Source organism: Streptomyces sp. NBC_00523 (assembly GCF_036346615.1).
Classification (GTDB): domain Bacteria; phylum Actinomycetota; class Actinomycetes; order Streptomycetales; family Streptomycetaceae; genus Streptomyces.
The window spans coordinates 4,817,144-4,833,715 of record NZ_CP107836.1; the positions used below are offsets into that span (position 1 = coordinate 4,817,144).

A 16,572-nucleotide genomic window follows, 5' to 3' on the forward strand; every position below is an offset into this window, starting at 1 on the left:
TGTACGTCAGTTGGCCCGGGTGCCGGCGAAGTCGGTGAAGAACTCCACGCGCTGCTCCGGGGTCAGGTGGCAGGCCGCCCCGCGCCCGGACACCAGGTCCAGCGGAGGCTGCTGGGCCGAGCAGCGGTCGCCGCCGACCTGTTCGGTGAACGAGCACCGCGGGTGGAAGCGGCAGCCGGTCGGCGGGTTGAGGAGGCTCGGCGGGGTACCCGGGATCGGCGAGAGCGGCACGTCCACCGGGCCTTCGAGGGTGGGCATCGAGCCCAGCAGCCCCCAGGTGTACGGGTGCTGGGGCGTGCGCAGCACCTCCTTCTTCGTACCCCGCTCCACACAGCGACCGCCGTACATCACGAGGACGTCGTCCGCGATGTCGGCGATGACGCCCAGGTCGTGGGTGATGAAGATGATCGAGGTGCCGAACTCCTGCTGGAGGTCCTTGAGCAGGTCCATGATCTGGGCCTGCACGGTGACGTCCAGCGCGGTCGTCGGCTCGTCCGCGATCAGCAGCGCGGGGTCGCAGACCAGCGACATGGCGATCATCGCGCGCTGGCGCATACCGCCGGAGAACTGGTGCGGGAAGTCGTCCACGCGCAGGTTCGGCTGCGGGATGCCCACCTTGGTGAGCATCTCGATCGACCGCGCCCGGGCCTCCTGCTTGGAGGCGCCGGTGTGCTTGCGGAACGTCTCGCCGATCTGCTTGCCGATCGTGTGGTACGGCGACAGGGAGGCCAGGGCGTCCTGGAAGACCATGGCCATCTTGTTGCCGCGCAGCCGCTCCAGTTCCCGCTCGGAGGCGGACAGCAGGTCCTGCCCGTCGAGCAGGATCTCGCCCTCGATCTCGGTGTGGTCGGGGTGGTGCAGGCCGAGGATCGCCAGGTTGGTGACGGACTTGCCGGAGCCGGACTCGCCGACGATGCCGAGGGTCTTGCCGCGCTCCAGGTCGAAGGAGAGCCCGTCGACGGCCTTGACCATGCCGTCTTCGCTGGAGAAGTGCACGCGCAGGTCGCGTACGGAGAGGAAGGGGGTGCTCATGGGGTCTCTCCCTAGGCGAGGCGGACGCGTGGGTCGATGAGGGCGTAGACGGCGTCGACGATGATGTTGAAGAGGACGATCGCCGCCGCCGCGACCAGGACGACGCCGAGGATCATCGGCAGGTCGTTGTCGTAGACCGCCTTGATCGACAGGGCGCCGATGCCGTGCAGACCGAAGGTCTTCTCGGTGATGATCGCGCCGCCGAGCAGCAGTCCGAGGTCGAGTCCGAAGATGGTGACGATCGGGCCCATCGCGCCGCGCCAGGCGAACCGGAAGAACACGGTGCGCCGGGACAGGCCCTTGGCACGGGCGGTGCGGACGTAGTCCTCGCTCATCGTCTCCACGAGCTGGGAGCGGGTCATACGCGTGTAGTTGGCGGTGAAGATCAGCGCCAGCACCATCCAGGGCAGCAGCAGTCCGGCGAACCAGCCGGCCGGGTCCTGGGTGAACGCGACGTCCTTGGGGCGGCTGAGGATGTGCCACTGGTCGCTGAGGTAGTACATGGCGACTACGCCGACGATGTAGATCTGCATCGAGGAGCCGATCAGGGACGCCGAGGAGGCGACCTTGTCCAGCGCCTTGCCCTGCTTCACGGCGGCCAGCATGCCGGTGCCCACACCGAAGAGCACGAAGACGACTGCGCTGCCGACGGAGAGGGAGAGCGTCGTGGGGAGGCGGTCCATGATGGTGGCGAGGACCGGCTCGCGGTTGCGGAACGAGTAGCCCAGGCACGGCGCGGGGCAGTGGCCGAACGAGCTGTAGTCGCGTCCGACGAACACGCCCTCCAGCCAGTGCCAGTACTGCACGGGCAGCGGGTCGGCGATGCCGAGGTTCTGCTTGACCAGCGCCAGCGTCTCCGGCGTGCAGATCTTGCCGCAGGCCGCGCGAGCAGGGTCGCGGGGCGCGACGTAGAAGAGGACGAAGGTGATGGCACTGATGATCAGCAGGATGACCAGTGCGCCGATTGCCCGGCGGATGAGGAAGCGGAACATGGCGATGGATTTCCCTGGCAGACGCCGACGAGGGGGAGGGGAGCGGGCGGGGCGCCGCGGGGGCGCCCCGCCTCGGGGGGTGTCGGCTACGCCTTCACGAAGAGCTTGTAGAAGATGGCCGAGGAGTACTGCGGGTGGAACATGGCCCCGCCGACCTTCGAGCCGTACAGGTAGAAGCGGCGCTGGAACGTCTCGGGGATGATCGGCGCCTCCTCCGTCATGATCCGCTTGTCGAGCGCGGCCCACTGCTTGCCGGCCTCGGCCGGGTCGGCGATGGTGACGTTCTTCTTGATGGCCTCGTTGACCCAGTCGACGTTCAGCTGCGAGATGTTGTTCGCGCCGTCCGCGATGGTGCCGCCGTCGAACAGCGGCTGTATCAGGGTGTAGCCGGTCGGCCAGTCCGGGGACCAGCCGAACCACATCACGTCGAACTTGTTGTCGATCTTCTGGATGCCGTCGTAGTAGCTGGTGGACTCCAGCGGCTTGAGAACGGGCTCGAAGCCGGCGGCCTTGAGGGCGTTCTCGATGACGACCTTGGTCTTGTCGTAGGTGTTGCTCTGCGGGAAGGCGTAGACGATCTTCTGACCCTCCTTGCCCGCCTCCTTCAGCAGCGCCTTCGCCTTCTCCGGGTCGCCCTGCGGCTTCTTCAGCTTGCCGTAGACGTCGTCCTTGGCGTAGCCCATGATGTCGGGGCTCAGGATGGACGTGGCGTAGTCACCGGCCGACGGACCACCGTAGATCTTGCGGATCTGCTCCAGCGGCCACGCGTGGATCAGGGCCTGGCGCACCTTCAGGTCGGTGATGCGCTTGGTGTTGATCGCGTAGTAGTAGATGCCGGTGAGCAGACCGTTGAAGGTGCGCTTCTTCAGCTCGGGGTCGGTCAGGACCTTCTGGATGCGCTCGGCCGGGACACCGCTGTACGCCATGACGGCGTACTGGTCGTCGCCGGAGTCGGCGATCAGACGGTCGGTGGCCTGGAGCGACTCGGGGCCGAACTCGTAGACGATGCTGTCCGGGTACGCGTTGCGGATCGCGTCGTTGTTCGGGTCCCAGTGCTCGTTGCGGACCAGGGTCATCGACTTGTCGACGGAGTGCGACTTGATGCGGTACGGGCCGCAGGACACCGGGTCCTTGTCGTACTTCTCCTTGCTGTCGCCCTTGACCGGGACAGCGCCGTAGGAGCTCATCGCCAGCGTGAAGTTGAAGTCCGGGCGGGCCTCGGAGAGCTTGAAGGTGATGCTCTTCGCGGCCTTGTCGACCACGACCGAGTCGAGGTGCTTGCCGCTGAACGGGCCCTTGTACTTGCCGCGGAAGTCGGTGGTGCCGGTGAGCGCCTGCTGGGCGTAGCCCGCGCCCTCGGTGGTGAAGCTGGCGAAGCCGCGCTCGATGCCGTGGCGCACGTCCTCGACGGTGAGCTCCTTGCCGTCCTCCCACTTGAGGCCGTCCTTGAGCGTGAACGCCCAGGTCTTGCCGCCGTCCTTGGTGGTGCCGGCATCGGTGGCGAGGTCGCCGACGAGCTTCATCGAGCCGTCGGAGGCGATCTTGTAGCCGGTCAGGCAGCGGATGAAGAGGTCACCGACCGCGGAGTTCCACGAGAAGTAGATGCGCTGCGGGTCCAGGTGCGAGAAGTCGTCCGGCGCGATGCCGCGGATCGTCCCGCCCTTCTTGGCGCCCGGGATCTCCGGAGCGGCGCCCGTGGAGTCCTCCTTGGTACCGACGACCACCGAGCCGGTGTACTTGTCGGCGCCGCCGTGGCCCTTGCTCTTGTCGCCCTTGCCGGCGGTGGAGCTGCCGCTGCTGCAGGCGGTGAGCGCCATCGTGCCGCCGGCCGCGACCGACGTGGCGATGACGAAGTTTCTGCGGGAGAGAGACATGGCTTCCTGCTCTGGTCGAGTGGAGAAACGATGGATCCGGGTGGGCCCCGTCGCCCGTCCGGAGTACGGCGGATTCAGCGCTTGGTCTTGGGGTCCAGTGCGTCGCGCACGGAGTCGCCGAGGAGGTTGAAGGCGATCACGAAGATCACCATCGACGCGCCGGGGAAGAGCATGAACGTGATGTCGCTCTGGTAGACGTCCGAGCCGCGCTGGATCATCACGCCCCAGTCCGGGGTCGGTGAGGTCAGCCCGACGCCGAGGAAGGCGAGACCCGCTTCCGCTGTCACGTACGCGGGCAGCGCGAGCGTGGCCTGGATCAGGATCGGCGTCCAGAGGTTGGGCAGCAGTTCCTTGAAGATGATCCGCGCCGGGGACGCGCCGGTGACCTTGGCGGCCTCCACGAACTCGCGTTCGCGCAGGGCCAGCACCTCACCGCGCAGCAGACGGGCGATGGAGGCCCAGCCGAAGGCGGTCATGACCGAGATCAGGGTGACCACGGTCAGCCATACCGGAGTGTTCTCCTCCGGGTCGACCAGGATCGAGAGCAGTACGGGCCAGAAGGCGATGAAGAAGAGCGTGGACGGGAAGGCCAGCAGGATGTCGATGACCCGGCCGACCAGGTAGTCCGTCTTGCCCCCGAGGTAGCCCGCGGTGATGCCGATCGCGATGCCGATCACGGTGACGAGCAGCGTGGTGGCGGCGGCGATGAGCAGGGAGTTGCGGATGCCGTAGAGCAGGAAGGTGAAGACGTCCCGGCCGAGGCCGGGCTCGATGCCGAACCAGAAGTCGCCGCTGATGCCGCCGTTGGGAAGGACCGGGGAGCCGAAGTCGTCCAGCAGGCTGGTGTCGTTCTGCCCGTACGTCGTGTACGGGTCCTTTCCGTACAGCTTCGCGATCAGCGGGGCGGCAATGCCCACCACGAAGAAGAAAATGACCACATACGCGGAAATCACGCCGGTGCGGTCGCGCTTGAAGCGGCGCCAGGCGAGCTTTCCGGGCGACCGGCCGTCGCCTCCCTTGCCGGAGGCGGTCTCGGGCGGAAGGGCCGCCGTCACATCCGCCGCCTCAAGAGGGGCTGCTGCGTTCGAGGTTGGAATCGTCATGGTGCTCCTGGCCCGGAGGGTCGAAGGACTCCGCAGGGCACACCCACGGGCTACCCGGACTTTTTCAACGCAATTCACGCAGGGTCAATGAATGTCGAGCCGCCTTGGTCTGCTCTTTGGCCCCTTGACTCATTCATGACCTTTGCATGGCGAGTCCTTTGCCTTGCGTTTACCCGTTCCAAGGCATATTGGCCTGCAATTCAATGCAATCCGGGCATTGAGTCCGATATCCGGGCGGCATTGTCTCGGAATTCGTACATCCGGATGTGGCGCTATGCGGCCGATGCCGGTTCGTTGCCCCGTCGTTACCGCTTCGCCGCTCGTCAGAGGGGGTGGGGGCGCCCGGTGGGGTGTCGTGTACGCGTCCGGAATCCGGTGTCCGGGCGTGTTCGCCGGGACCCGGACGGGCGCCGCGCTGCCCGAATGGGGGGAGTAGATATGCGTACGCCCCGTTCTGAGGTGATATTTGACCTCACGTAAGCCGGAGCACAATGAGGAGGCACTCCATGCGCGGAGCCACACACGTCAAGTGGGCCGCATGTGCGGCGGCCGTCGCCCTGGCGGCGACGGCCTGCGGCGGGGGCGACAGCGGTGGCGGTGGAGGTGGCGCCGACGGGATCGTCAGCTCGTCCTGGGGTGACCCGCAGAACCCGCTGGAGCCGGCCAACACCAACGAGGTGCAGGGCGGCAAGGTCCTTGACATGGTCTTCCGAGGTCTGAAGAAGTACGACCCGAAGACCGGCGAGGCCACCAACATGCTCGCCGAGAAGATCGAGTCCAAGGACAACCAGAACTTCACCGTCACGGTGAAGGACGGCTGGACCTTCAGCAACGGCGAGAAGATCACCGCCAACTCCTTCGTGAATGCCTGGAACTACGGCGCCCTCCTGAAGAACAACCAGAAGAACGCCTACTTCTTCGGCTACATCGACGGCTACGACAAGGTGCACCCGGAGACCGGGAAGGCCACCGCCACCAAGCTGTCCGGCCTCAAGGTCGTGGACGACAAGACCTTCACGGTCAAGCTGTCGCAGAAGTTCTCGCTGTGGCCCGACACCCTCGGCTACCCGGCCTTCGCGCCGCTCCCCAAGACCTTCTTCACCGACCACGCCGCCTGGCTGTCCAAGCCCATCGGCAACGGTCCGTACACCATCGACAAGTACACCAAGGGCTCCTCGATGAGCCTGCGCAAGTGGGACGACTACCCCGGGGACGACAAGGCGCAGAACGGCGGCATCGATCTCAAGGTCTACACCGACAACAACACCGCCTACACCGACCTGACGGCCGGCAACCTCGACCTCGTGGACGACGTGCCCGCCTCGCAGCTCAAGAACGTCAAGGCGGACCTCGGCGACCGGTACATCAACACCCCGGCCGGCATCATCCAGACCCTCGCCTTCCCGTTCTACGACAAGAACTGGAACACGGCCGGCGCGGTCAAGGTCCGCCAGGGCCTCTCGATGGCGATCAACCGCCCGCAGATCACCGACCAGATCTTCCAGAAGACCCGCACCCCCGCCTCCGACTGGACCTCCCCGGTCCTCGGCGCGGACGGCGGCTTCAAGAAGGGGCTCTGCGGCAAGGAGTGCACGTACAACGCCGCCGAGGCCAAGAAGATGATCGAGGACGGCGGCGGCATCCCCGGCGGCCAGCTCAAGATCTCGTACAACGGTGACACCGGCTCCCACAAGGAGTGGGTCGACGCCGTCTGCAACAGCATCAACAAGGTCATGGGCAACAACAAGGCGTGCGTGGGCGCCCCCGTCGGCACCTTCGCCGACTTCCGCAGCCAGGTCTCCCAGCAGAAGCTGCACGGCGCCTGGCGCGCGGGCTGGCAGATGGACTACCCGCTCATCCAGAACTTCCTGCAGCCCGTGTACTACACCAACGCCTCGTCCAACGACGGCAAGTGGAACAACAAGCAGTTCGACGACCTCGTGGACAAGGCCAACGCCGAGTCCGACAAGGCCAAGGCCGTCTCCACCTTCCAGGACGCCGAGAAGGTCATGGTCCAGCAGATGCCCGTCATCCCGCTCTGGTACCAGAACGGCAGCGCCGGCTACTCGGAGAACGTCACCAACGTCTCGCTGAACCAGTTCAGCGTCCCGGTGTACGAGCAGATCAAGGTCAAGTAAGGGACGGAGCCGGGCGACCGTGCGGTGACGCACCGGCCGCCCGGCTTCCCCGTCCCCCCGACTCCTCAGCCTCCGTCCCCCGCGACCCCCGGAGCCCTTCATGGGACGTTATGTGATCCGGCGGCTGCTGCAGATGATCCCGGTCTTCTTCGGCACCACGCTGTTGATCTTCCTGATGGTGAACGTGATGGGTGACCCCATCGCGGGTCTCTGCGGCGACCGCCAGTGCGACCCGGCGACCGCCGCCCAACTCCGCACGGAATTCGGCCTCGACAAGCCGGTGTGGCAGCAATACCTCACCTACATGGGCAACGTCTTCACCGGCGACTTCGGCACCGCGTTCAACGGGCAGAAGGTCACCGAGCTGATGGGCACCGCCTTCCCCATCACCATCCGCCTCACCCTCGTCGCGATCGTCTTCGAGATCGTGATCGGCATCAGCCTCGGCGTGGTCACGGGGCTGCGCCGGGGCCGGCCCGTCGACACCGCCGTCCTCATCCTGACGCTGGTCGTGATCTCCATCCCGACCTTCGTCACCGGTCTGCTGCTCCAGCTGCTCCTGGGCGTCGAATGGGGCGTCATCAAACCGTCCGTCTCGCCCGAGGCCCCCCTGAACGAGCTGATCATCCCGGGCCTGGTGGTCGCCTCCGTCTCGCTGGCGTACGTCACCCGGCTCACCCGGACCTCGATCGCCGAGAACACCCGCGCCGACTACGTCCGCACCGCGACCGCCAAGGGTCTGCCCCGGCGCCGCGTGGTCATCCGCCACCTGCTGCGCAACTCGCTGATCCCCGTCGTCACCTTCATCGGTACGGACGTGGGCGCCCTGATGGGCGGGGCGATCGTCACCGAGCGGATCTTCAACATCCACGGCGTCGGCTACCAGCTCTACCAGGGCATCCTGCGCCAGAACTCGCAGACCGTGGTCGGCTTCGTCACCGTCCTGGTGCTGGTCTTCCTGGCGGCCAACCTGATCGTCGACCTCCTCTACGCCGTACTCGACCCGAGGATCCGCTATGCCTGAGCAGACACCGGACGAGGCGATCTCGGCCGCCGGAGCCGGCGGGCCCACGGACCTCGCGCTCGCGGAGGGCGACAGCCTGGAGAAGACCCCCGGCGGCCCGGACGGCACCGGTCCCGACACCAAACCGCAGAGCCTGTGGTCCGACGCCTGGCGCGACCTGCGCCGCAACCCGGTCTTCATCATCTCCGCGCTGATCATCCTGTTCCTGGTGGTCATCTCGATCTGGCCGCAGCTCATCGCCTCCGGCGACCCGCTCGACTGCGACCTCGGCAAGGCCCAGCAGGGCTCCCAGCCCGGCCACCCCTTCGGCTACGACGGACAGGGCTGTGACGTCTACACCCGCGTCGTCTACGGTGCCCGCAACTCCGTCACCGTCGGCATCTGCTCCACCGTCGGCGTCGCCCTGATCGGCAGCGTCCTCGGCGGCCTCGCGGGGTTCTTCGGCGGCTGGTGGGACGCGCTGCTGTCCCGGCTCACCGACATCTTCTTCGGCATCCCCGTCGTCCTCGGCGGCCTGGTCTTCCTCTCCGTGGTGACCAGCTCCACCGTCTGGCCGGTGATCGGCTTCATCGTCCTGCTCGGCTGGCCGCAGATCGCCCGCATCGCCCGCGGCTCCGTCATCACCGCCAAGCACAACGACTACGTGCAGGCCGCCCGGGCCCTCGGCGCCTCCAACGGCCGGATGATGCTGCGTCACATCGCGCCGAACGCCGTCGCCCCGGTCATCGTCGTCGCGACCATCGCGCTGGGCACGTACATCTCGCTGGAGGCGACGCTGTCGTTCCTCGGCGTGGGCCTGAAGCCGCCCGCCGTCTCCTGGGGCATCGACATCTCCGCCGCGTCCCAGTACATCCGCAACGCCCCGCACATGCTCCTCTGGCCCGCCGGCGCGCTGGCGGTGACGGTGCTGGCCTTCATCATGCTCGGCGACGCGGTGCGCGACGCCCTCGACCCCAAGCTGCGCTGAGGAGTCCGCTGCCATGTTGCTCGAAGTGCGCGATCTGCACGTGGAGTTCCACACCCGGGACGGGGTCGTGAAGGCCGTCAACGGGGTCAACTACTCGGTGGCCGAGGGCGAGACGCTCGCGGTGCTCGGCGAATCCGGCTCCGGCAAGTCGGTCACCGCGCAGGCGGTCATGGGCATCCTCGACATGCCCCCGGGGAAGATCCCGCAGGGCGAGATCCTGTTCAAGGACCGCGACCTGCTGACGATGAAGAAGGAGGAGCGCCGGAAGATCCGCGGCCAGGAGATGGCCATGATCTTCCAGGACGCGCTGTCCTCCCTCAACCCCGTCCTGACCGTCGGCGACCAGCTCGGCGAGATGTACGTCGTGCACCGCGGGATGTCCCGCAAGGACGCGAAGGCCAAGGCCATCGAGCTGATGGACCGGGTCCGCATCCCGGCCGCCAAGGAGCGGGTCGGCAACTATCCGCACCAGTTCTCCGGCGGTATGCGCCAGCGCATCATGATCGCGATGGCGCTCGCCCTGGAGCCCTCCCTGATCATCGCGGACGAGCCGACCACCGCCCTCGACGTCACCGTCCAGGCCCAGGTGATGGACCTCCTCGCGGAGCTCCAGCGCGAACTGAACATGGGCCTGATCCTCATCACCCACGACCTGGGCGTGGTCGCGGACGTCGCCGACAAGATCGCCGTGATGTACGCGGGCCGCATCGTGGAGACCTCGCCCGTGCACGACATCTACAAGGCGCCCGCCCATCCGTACACCAAGGGCCTGCTGGCCTCGATCCCGCGCCTGGACCAGAAGGGCCAGGAGCTGTACGCGATCAAGGGCCTGCCGCCCAACCTGCTGCACATCCCGCCCGGCTGCGCCTTCAACCCGCGCTGCCCGATGGCCCAGGACGTCTGCCGCACCGACGTGCCGCCGCTGTACGACGTGGCCGAGCACCGACAGAGCGCCTGCCACTTCTGGAAGGAGACGCTCGATGCACGCTGACCACTCGGGGCGCAAGGAAGCGCGCGAGGAGGGCGAGACCGCGCGGACCCTGCTGTCCAAGGCGCGCCAGGAGAGCGCGTACGCGGGCGGCGAACCGATCCTGGAGGTGCGCGACCTCGTCAAGCACTACCCGCTGACCCAGGGCATCCTCATCAAGAAGCAGGTCGGCGCGGTCAAGGCCGTCGACGGGGTCACCTTCGACCTCGGGGCCGGCGAGACACTGGGCGTCGTGGGGGAGTCCGGCTGCGGTAAGTCGACGGTCGCCCGGCTGCTCGTGCAGCTGGAGAAGCCGACGTCCGGCGCCATCCGCTACAAGGGCGAGGACATCACCAAGCTCTCCGGCCGCGCGCTCAAGGCCGTCCGCCGCAACATCCAGATGGTGTTCCAGGACCCCTACACGTCGCTCAACCCGCGCATGACGGTCGGCGACATCATCGGGGAGCCGTACGAGATCCACCCGGAGGTCGCCCCGAAGGGCAGCCGGCGCCGCAAGGTGCAGGATCTCCTGGACGTCGTCGGGCTCAACCCGGAGTACATCAACCGCTATCCGCACCAGTTCTCCGGCGGTCAGCGCCAGCGCATCGGCATCGCCCGCGGCCTCGCGCTCAACCCGGAGATCATCGTCGCCGACGAACCGGTCTCCGCGCTCGACGTCTCCGTCCAGGCCCAGGTCGTCAACCTGCTGGACCGGCTCCAGGCCGAGTTCAACCTGAGCTACGTCTTCATCGCGCACGACCTCTCCATCGTGCGGCACATCTCCGACCGGGTCGGCGTGATGTATCTGGGCCGGTTCGTGGAGATCGGCACCGACGCGGAGATCTACGACCACCCCACGCACCCGTACACGCAGGCGCTGCTCTCCGCCGTGCCGGTGCCGGACCCGGCGGCGCGGGAGTTCCGCGAGCGGATCATCCTGCACGGCGACGTGCCCTCGCCCGCCAACCCGCCCTCCGGCTGCCGCTTCCGCACCCGCTGCTGGAAGGCCCAGGAGCGGTGCGAGCTGGAGGTGCCGCTGCTGGCGGTCCCGGCGGTCTTCCAGAACGTGGACACCCCGGCGCAGCACCCCTCCGCCTGCCACTTCGCGGAGGAGAAGCGGGTGGTCCCGCCGGAGGGCACCCTCGACGCGGTGCCGGGGGAGGGCGGCCAGGAGCAGGCGGCCGCGCGGGCGACGGAGGCGGCGGAGCCCACGGGCGCCGCGGGAGCCACGGGCGCCACGGAGGCCACGGATGCCGCCGAGCAGCCGGGATCGGCGGACCGCGACGAGGGCCCGCCCCCGCCCTCCGGGAGCAGCCGGGCCGTCTGACGCGGCGTTAACACACGGGCAACCTCCCCGATATACGGACGCGGCATCATCGACAACGTACGGCCGTGCGGGTGCCGTGGAACCGGCCGGTGGGGTGTGACGCCCCCCGGCCGGTCGCCGTACGGGCGGCGGCGCAGGCCCTCTTGTCCGGAGGGCGGACGCACGGAAGTATCGCCGGTGTGATACTCACCCGCGGAGCAAGAGTCACCGGAGCCGTCCTGTCCGCCGTGCTCGCGGTGATCGTCGCGTGCTGGCTGATACGGGACGTCGATGCGATCGGTTTCGGCCAACTGTGGCGGTACTGGTCCGGGTTGTACGACACCCGCATGCGGACCGCCCCCACCACCTCGGGCACGGACCTCGTCCTCTTCGTGGTGTACGTGGCCGCCGCCGTGGCCGCCCTCCGCGCCGCGTCCGCCGCGTCCGCACTCGTCGTCGCCGGGGTGGTCACCCTCACCGTGCGGCTCCCCGGACTCTGGACCATCGGCAGCCGCCGGATGGAGGCCGCGTACTCCGACGACCTGCGCTCACGGGCCCTGATCTGCGCCTTCGTCGCCGTCGCCGCGGCCGCCGCGATGATCATCACCGCCGGGGCGGGCCGCCGCCCGCCCGCCGACTCCTACGAGCGGACGCCGGCAGGACCCGGCCCCGGCGCGGGCGTCCTGGCGTTCCTGGCGCTGTGCGCGGCCGGGGCGGTGCTGATCGCCTGGGAGATCCGCCAGCTCGTCCGGGACCCGGAGTTCTTCCCCGACTGGTACGTGGGCGGTGACCGGGTCGCGCAGTACCTGACCGGTCCGCCGCCGGGCTGGGCCACCGTGATGCTCGCCCTGCTCTGCGTGTTCGCCGGGATCAGCGCCGTGGCCCGGGCCCCGCACGCCCGCCCGTTCGGCCTGGTGGCCGCGGCGGTGCTGCTGCCCGGCGGGGTGTTCGGGGTGGTCCGGATCGTGCACTACGACATGCTGGACCACTTCGGCGACCTGCCGACCGAGCTCCAGCTCAGCCTGCTCAGCTCGTTCTTCCAGGTACTCGCCGCCCTGGCCGCGCTCATCGCCCTCGCCGTGCCGGGCCCGGTCCGCGCCCCGGGCCAGGACCCCTGGACCGGCACAGGCCCGGGCTGGGGCCCCACACCGGCCACGCCCCCGCACCACCCCGGCTACGGCTACCCGCAGGGCGGCGGCGGCTTCGGCCCGCCCCCACCGCCCTCGCAGCCGCCGCCCGGCTGGTAGCTAGGACGCCGACCGAAGCCCCAGCGACCGCTTCAGGAAGTCCACCTGGAGCAGCAGCAGGTTCTCGGCCACCTTCTCCTGCGGGGTCATGTGGGTCACCCCGCTCAGCGGCAGCACCTCGTGCGGCCGGCCCGCGGCGAGCAGCGCCGAGGACAGCCGCAGGCTGTGCGCGACGACCACGTTGTCGTCCGCGAGACCGTGGATGACCAGCATGGGCCGCACCTGCTCGGCGGCGCCCGACAGGCCCGCGTCGGTGACCAGCGAGTTGTGCGCGTACACCTCCGGGTTCCGCGCCGGGTCGCCCAGGTAGCGCTCGGTGTAATGGGTGTCGTAGAGCCGCTGGTCGGTCACCGGGGCCCCGACCACTGCCGCGTGGAAGACGTCGGGCCGCCGCAGCGCGGCCAGCCCGGCCAGGAAGCCGCCGAACGACCAGCCCCGGATGGCCACCCGGTCCAGATCCAGCGGGAAGCGCTCCGCGAGCGCGTGCAGGGCCTCCACCTGGTCGTCGAGGCTGAGGGCCAGGTTGTCCTTGACCGCCTTCTCCCAGGCCGGTGAACGACCGGGCGTGCCCCGTCCGTCCGCGACGACCACCGCGAAGCCCTGGTCCGCGAACCACTGCGAGGTGAGATGCGGATTGTGGGCGGCCGCGACCCGCCGGCCGTGCGGTCCGCCGTACGGGTCCATGAGGACCGGAAGCGGACCATCCGATTCCGAGTACCCGGTGGGGAGCAACACGGCGCACGGAATCCGCCGTGCGCCCCCTTCGGTGAACACCGGCCGCGCGGTCAGCACCGGGCGCTCCGCACGGTTCTCCACGACGGCGATCTCCTTGCCGTCCCGCAGCACCCGCGCCGTCGACCCGGGCCGCTCCGGCGTCGCCGAGACCAGCACCGTCACCCGGCCCGACCGGACGGCCGTGTGCACGCCGACGCCCTCGGAGACCCGCTCGACGCCCAGCTCGTTGACCCGGTACACATGGGTCTCGCCGGTCTCCGGCTCGGCCGCCGCCTCGCCCGCCGACGCCGACACCAGGACGTCGGAGTCCCCGATGTCCAGCACCGACTGGATGTGCAGCCGGCTCCTGGTCAGCGTCCGGTCGCCGACCGCGAGCCGCCGCGCCCCGCCCTCGTCCGTGATCCGCACGAGCCGCCCGTCCGGCGCCCACGCGGGCACCCCGGAGAACAGCTCCAGCCAGACCGGGTCCTCGTCCGCGTGCACGGTCCGGGTCGCCCCGGTCTCCGGGTCCACCGCCAGATACAGCTGGCTCTGCTGGTCCCGGGCCTGGACGAGGAGGAGCGGAGCCCCGTACGAGGACCAGTGCACCCGTGCCAGATACGGGAACCGGGCCCGGTCCCACACCACTTCGGTGCGCTTGCCGTCCAGGTCCAGGACATGCAGCCCCACCTCCGCGTTGGGCGTGCCCGCCGCGGGGTAGGCGACCTCGGCCGGCTTGCGGTCGGGGTGCGCGGGATCCGCGATCCACCACCGCTGGATGGGGCTGTCATCGGCCCGGGTCACGAGCAGCCGGTCCGATTCCGGCGACCACCAGAAGCCCTGGAAGCGGTGCATCTCCTCGGCCGCGATGAACTCCGCGAGCCCGTACGTGACATGGCCGTCCTCCGGCTCCGCGAGCGCCCGGTCCGCCGCGCCGTCCACCCCGACCACGCGCAGGGCACCCTTGGACACATAGGCGACGTGTCGCCCGTCCGGGGAGGGGCGCGGATCGATCACCGGGCCGGGAACGGGCAGCGCGCGCGCCGTGCCCGCGCCCAGATCGGCGACGTACACCTTCCCCGAGAGCGCGAACGCGGCCAACCCGGCGGCCCCGTCCAGCGCGTAGCCCACGATCCCCGAGGAGCCCTCGCGGCTGCGCTCCCGCCGGGCGCGCTCCTGCGCCGACAGACGCTCCTGTGAACCGCCCAGCAGCGCCTGCGGATCGGCCACCAGGCGTTCTCGCGGCCCGGAGGCCCCGTCCAGGTCCAGCGCCCAGAGCTGCCCCGAGCGGTCCGTACCCGAACCCGAGCGCAGGTAGACCACGCGTCCACCGTCGGGTGACACCGTGAACGCACGCGGTGCCCCAAGGGTGAATCTCATGGTCCGGGCCTGCTGGAGCGGAAACGTGATCTCTGACGAAGTCATGGGCCGAACCTATCGACCCACGCCCGTCCGTGCGCCCCTCGTGCTGCTGTGCCCCGAACAATGCGTTGCCACGGATAGTTATGATCCGTAGCGCTCGGTGGGTATGAACCTGCTGGCTCCATGCGTGCTGCCCGTCCCGACCGTACAGATGGAGGTGAACCGCCGTGGCGCTCTCGATTTCGGCGGTGGTGCTGCTGGCGATCATCGTCTTCCTGCTGATCCGGAAGTCCGGACTGAAGGGAGGACATGCGGTCGTCTGCGCGCTGCTCGGTTTCTATCTCGCCAGCTCGTCCATCGCACCCACCATCTCCGAGCTGACGACGAACGTGGCGGGCATGATCGGCGGCATCAAGTTCTGACCGGGCCACCCGTGGGCGGGCGGCCGCTCCGGGGGCTCGTAGGCTGGTCCCATGACGGACCTTCCCGCCCGGCGGCTGCTCCTGGTGCACGCGCATCCGGACGACGAGTCGATCAACAACGGCGCCACCATGGCCAGGTACGCGGCCGAGGGCGCCCTGGTCACGCTGGTGACCTGCACGCTCGGCGAGGAGGGCGAGATCATCCCGCCCTCGCTCGCCGGTCTCGCCGCCGACCGCGACGACGCCCTGGGCCCGTACCGCAGCGGTGAGCTGGCGGCGGCCATGAAGGAGCTGGGTGTCACCGACCACCGCTTCCTCGGCGGCCCCGGCCGCTACCGCGACTCCGGGATGATGGGCGCCGAGCAGAACCGCCGCCCCGGCGCCTTCTGGTCGGCCGACGTGGACGAGGCCGCCGGACACCTCGCCGACGTCATCCGCGAGGTGCGCCCCCAGGTCCTGGTGACGTACGACCCCGACGGGGGCTACGGACACCCCGACCACATCCAGGCCCACCGCGTCGCCACCCGCGCCGCGGAGCTGGCCGCCGACGCCGCGTACCGGCCCGGCTCCGGCGCCCCGCACGCCGTCGCGAAGGTCTACTGGAACCGGGTGCCGCGCTCGGTCGCCGAGGAGGGGTTCGCCGCGCTGCGCGCGGAGGCCCCGGACGCGTTCCCGGGGATCGCCGCGATCGGCGACGTACCGGGCGTGGTGGACGACGACCGGATCACCACCGTGATCGACGGCACCGGCCACGAGGGCGCGAAGACCGCGGCGATGCGGGCGCACGCCACCCAGATCGCCGTCCAGGGGTCCTACTTCGCCCTGTCGAACGACCTGGGGCAGCCCGTGTTCACCACCGAGTACTACGAGTTGGTCAGCGGCACGCCGGGCGCCCCGGCGGGCGAACGCGAACGGGACCTCTTCGCGGGTGTGCCGGGGGCGGACCGGTGAGCGGCAGCAGCAGGGCGCGGGCCGGCGGCGACCGGACGGGCGCGCAGAAGAAGGACATTCCGGCCACTGGTCTGGCCGCCCCCCTCAACCTCGCCCGGATCGCCGCCCTGTTCGGGCTCGCGGTCCTCGGCGCCGTCGTGGGCATCGCCGGAACGCTGGTCCAGCCCGCCTGGTTCCCCGGCGGACTGCTCATCGCCCTGGCGGCGGCGGCCGGCCTCTTCCACGGCGGGCGCACCCTGATGGGCACCCAGCCCGGGGCCGTGGCTCCGGCGGCGGGGTGGCTGGTTTCGGTCGTCTTTCTGCTCAGCGGGCGGCCCGAAGGGGACTATGTCTTCGGTGACGCGCTCGGCCTCGGGCTCTTCATGCTGGGCGGAATGGCCATCGCTGTGATCTGTGCCACCATGCCGCGATCGTCCGGGCAGCGGGCCGAAAGCGGCCGACCTGCCAAGTAATGTGCTCCGTCCGATCCCGTA

At 69.3% G+C, this 16,572-nt stretch carries 14 protein-coding genes; 9 read left to right on the top strand and 5 right to left on the bottom strand.

Annotated elements, in window-relative coordinates; translation table 11 throughout:
• Positions 1-6: 6 nt before the first annotated feature.
• From OHS17_RS22045 to OHS17_RS22060, 4 genes are all read right to left on the bottom strand, one after another.
• A complete protein-coding gene (locus OHS17_RS22045; RefSeq protein WP_330313561.1) occupies positions 7-1,032 on the bottom strand; it encodes an ABC transporter ATP-binding protein in 1,026 nt (341 codons plus the stop codon).
• An 11-nt stretch (positions 1,033-1,043) separates the two neighbouring features.
• Positions 1,044-2,024, bottom strand: a complete 981-nt coding sequence (locus tag OHS17_RS22050; RefSeq protein WP_018100857.1) for an ABC transporter permease — start codon at positions 2,022-2,024, stop codon at positions 1,044-1,046.
• 86 nt (positions 2,025-2,110) lie between these two features.
• A complete protein-coding gene (locus OHS17_RS22055; protein ID WP_330313562.1) occupies positions 2,111-3,898 on the bottom strand; it encodes an ABC transporter substrate-binding protein in 1,788 nt (595 codons plus the stop codon).
• Positions 3,899-3,972: 74 nt separating this feature from the next.
• Positions 3,973-5,001, bottom strand: a complete 1,029-nt coding sequence (locus OHS17_RS22060; protein ID WP_198956986.1) for an ABC transporter permease — start codon at positions 4,999-5,001, stop codon at positions 3,973-3,975.
• Positions 5,002-5,507: 506 nt separating this feature from the next.
• Here OHS17_RS22060 and OHS17_RS22065 point away from each other — a divergent pair.
• From OHS17_RS22065 to OHS17_RS22090, 6 genes are all read left to right on the top strand, one after another.
• Positions 5,508-7,139 carry a peptide ABC transporter substrate-binding protein gene (locus OHS17_RS22065; protein WP_330313563.1) on the top strand — a complete coding sequence of 544 codons (1,632 nt, stop codon included), beginning with the start codon at positions 5,508-5,510 and terminating at the stop codon, positions 7,137-7,139.
• A gap of 100 nt (positions 7,140-7,239) precedes the next feature.
• Positions 7,240-8,163: an ABC transporter permease gene (locus OHS17_RS22070; protein ID WP_018100853.1), complete on the top strand. Its 924-nt coding sequence runs from the start codon at positions 7,240-7,242 to the stop codon at positions 8,161-8,163.
• Entirely contained in the window at positions 8,156-9,130 is a 975-nt protein-coding gene (locus OHS17_RS22075) for an ABC transporter permease (RefSeq protein ID WP_330313564.1), read from the top strand. The genes OHS17_RS22070 and OHS17_RS22075 overlap by 8 nt, the downstream gene beginning before the upstream one ends.
• Positions 9,131-9,143: 13 nt before the next feature.
• Complete coding sequence (locus tag OHS17_RS22080; RefSeq protein ID WP_330313565.1) at positions 9,144-10,121, top strand: ABC transporter ATP-binding protein; 978 nt, start codon at positions 9,144-9,146, stop codon at positions 10,119-10,121.
• Positions 10,111-11,424: an ABC transporter ATP-binding protein gene (locus OHS17_RS22085; protein ID WP_330313566.1), complete on the top strand. Its 1,314-nt coding sequence runs from the start codon at positions 10,111-10,113 to the stop codon at positions 11,422-11,424. The genes OHS17_RS22080 and OHS17_RS22085 overlap by 11 nt, the downstream gene beginning before the upstream one ends.
• A 179-nt stretch (positions 11,425-11,603) precedes the next feature.
• The gene (locus OHS17_RS22090) at positions 11,604-12,650 is read left to right on the top strand and encodes a hypothetical protein (RefSeq protein ID WP_330313567.1); all 1,047 of its coding nucleotides are present in this window, start codon (positions 11,604-11,606) and stop codon (positions 12,648-12,650) included.
• Here the strand turns inward: OHS17_RS22090 and OHS17_RS22095 are convergent, their stop codons facing one another.
• Positions 12,651-14,744: a S9 family peptidase gene (locus OHS17_RS22095; protein ID WP_383168417.1), complete on the bottom strand. Its 2,094-nt coding sequence runs from the start codon at positions 14,742-14,744 to the stop codon at positions 12,651-12,653.
• Between the two features lie 209 nt (positions 14,745-14,953).
• Here OHS17_RS22095 and OHS17_RS22100 point away from each other — a divergent pair, with 209 nt between their 5' ends.
• From OHS17_RS22100 to OHS17_RS22110, 3 genes are read left to right on the top strand one after another with little or no spacing between them, the layout of a single operon-like run.
• On the top strand, positions 14,954-15,148 hold the full coding sequence (locus tag OHS17_RS22100) for a hypothetical protein (protein ID WP_018100847.1): 195 nt from the start codon (positions 14,954-14,956) through the stop codon (positions 15,146-15,148).
• A gap of 51 nt (positions 15,149-15,199) precedes the next feature.
• The gene (gene mshB / locus OHS17_RS22105; protein ID WP_330313569.1) at positions 15,200-16,099 is read left to right on the top strand and encodes an N-acetyl-1-D-myo-inositol-2-amino-2-deoxy-alpha-D-glucopyranoside deacetylase; all 900 of its coding nucleotides are present in this window, start codon (positions 15,200-15,202) and stop codon (positions 16,097-16,099) included.
• Positions 16,096-16,551: a DUF6113 family protein gene (locus OHS17_RS22110; RefSeq protein WP_383168412.1), complete on the top strand. Its 456-nt coding sequence runs from the start codon at positions 16,096-16,098 to the stop codon at positions 16,549-16,551. The genes mshB and OHS17_RS22110 overlap by 4 nt, the downstream gene beginning before the upstream one ends.
• Positions 16,552-16,572 lie beyond the last annotated feature (21 nt).

Excerpts from the sequence above, each read along its gene's own strand:
- OHS17_RS22045 (WP_330313561.1), bottom strand. The coding sequence starts at position 1,032 with ATGAGCACCCCCTTCCTCTCCGTACGCGACCTGCGCGTGCACTTCTCC.
- OHS17_RS22050 (WP_018100857.1), bottom strand. The coding sequence starts at position 2,024 with ATGTTCCGCTTCCTCATCCGCCGGGCAATCGGCGCACTGGTCATCCTG.
- OHS17_RS22055 (WP_330313562.1), bottom strand. The coding sequence starts at position 3,898 with ATGTCTCTCTCCCGCAGAAACTTCGTCATCGCCACGTCGGTCGCGGCC.
- OHS17_RS22060 (WP_198956986.1), bottom strand. The coding sequence starts at position 5,001 with ATGACGATTCCAACCTCGAACGCAGCAGCCCCTCTTGAGGCGGCGGAT.
- OHS17_RS22065 (WP_330313563.1), top strand. The coding sequence starts at position 5,508 with ATGCGCGGAGCCACACACGTCAAGTGGGCCGCATGTGCGGCGGCCGTC.
- OHS17_RS22070 (WP_018100853.1), top strand. The coding sequence starts at position 7,240 with ATGGGACGTTATGTGATCCGGCGGCTGCTGCAGATGATCCCGGTCTTC.
- OHS17_RS22075 (WP_330313564.1), top strand. The coding sequence starts at position 8,156 with ATGCCTGAGCAGACACCGGACGAGGCGATCTCGGCCGCCGGAGCCGGC.
- OHS17_RS22080 (WP_330313565.1), top strand. The coding sequence starts at position 9,144 with ATGTTGCTCGAAGTGCGCGATCTGCACGTGGAGTTCCACACCCGGGAC.
- OHS17_RS22085 (WP_330313566.1), top strand. The coding sequence starts at position 10,111 with ATGCACGCTGACCACTCGGGGCGCAAGGAAGCGCGCGAGGAGGGCGAG.
- OHS17_RS22095 (WP_383168417.1), bottom strand. The coding sequence starts at position 14,744 with ATGAGATTCACCCTTGGGGCACCGCGTGCGTTCACGGTGTCACCCGAC.
- mshB (WP_330313569.1), top strand. The coding sequence starts at position 15,200 with ATGACGGACCTTCCCGCCCGGCGGCTGCTCCTGGTGCACGCGCATCCG.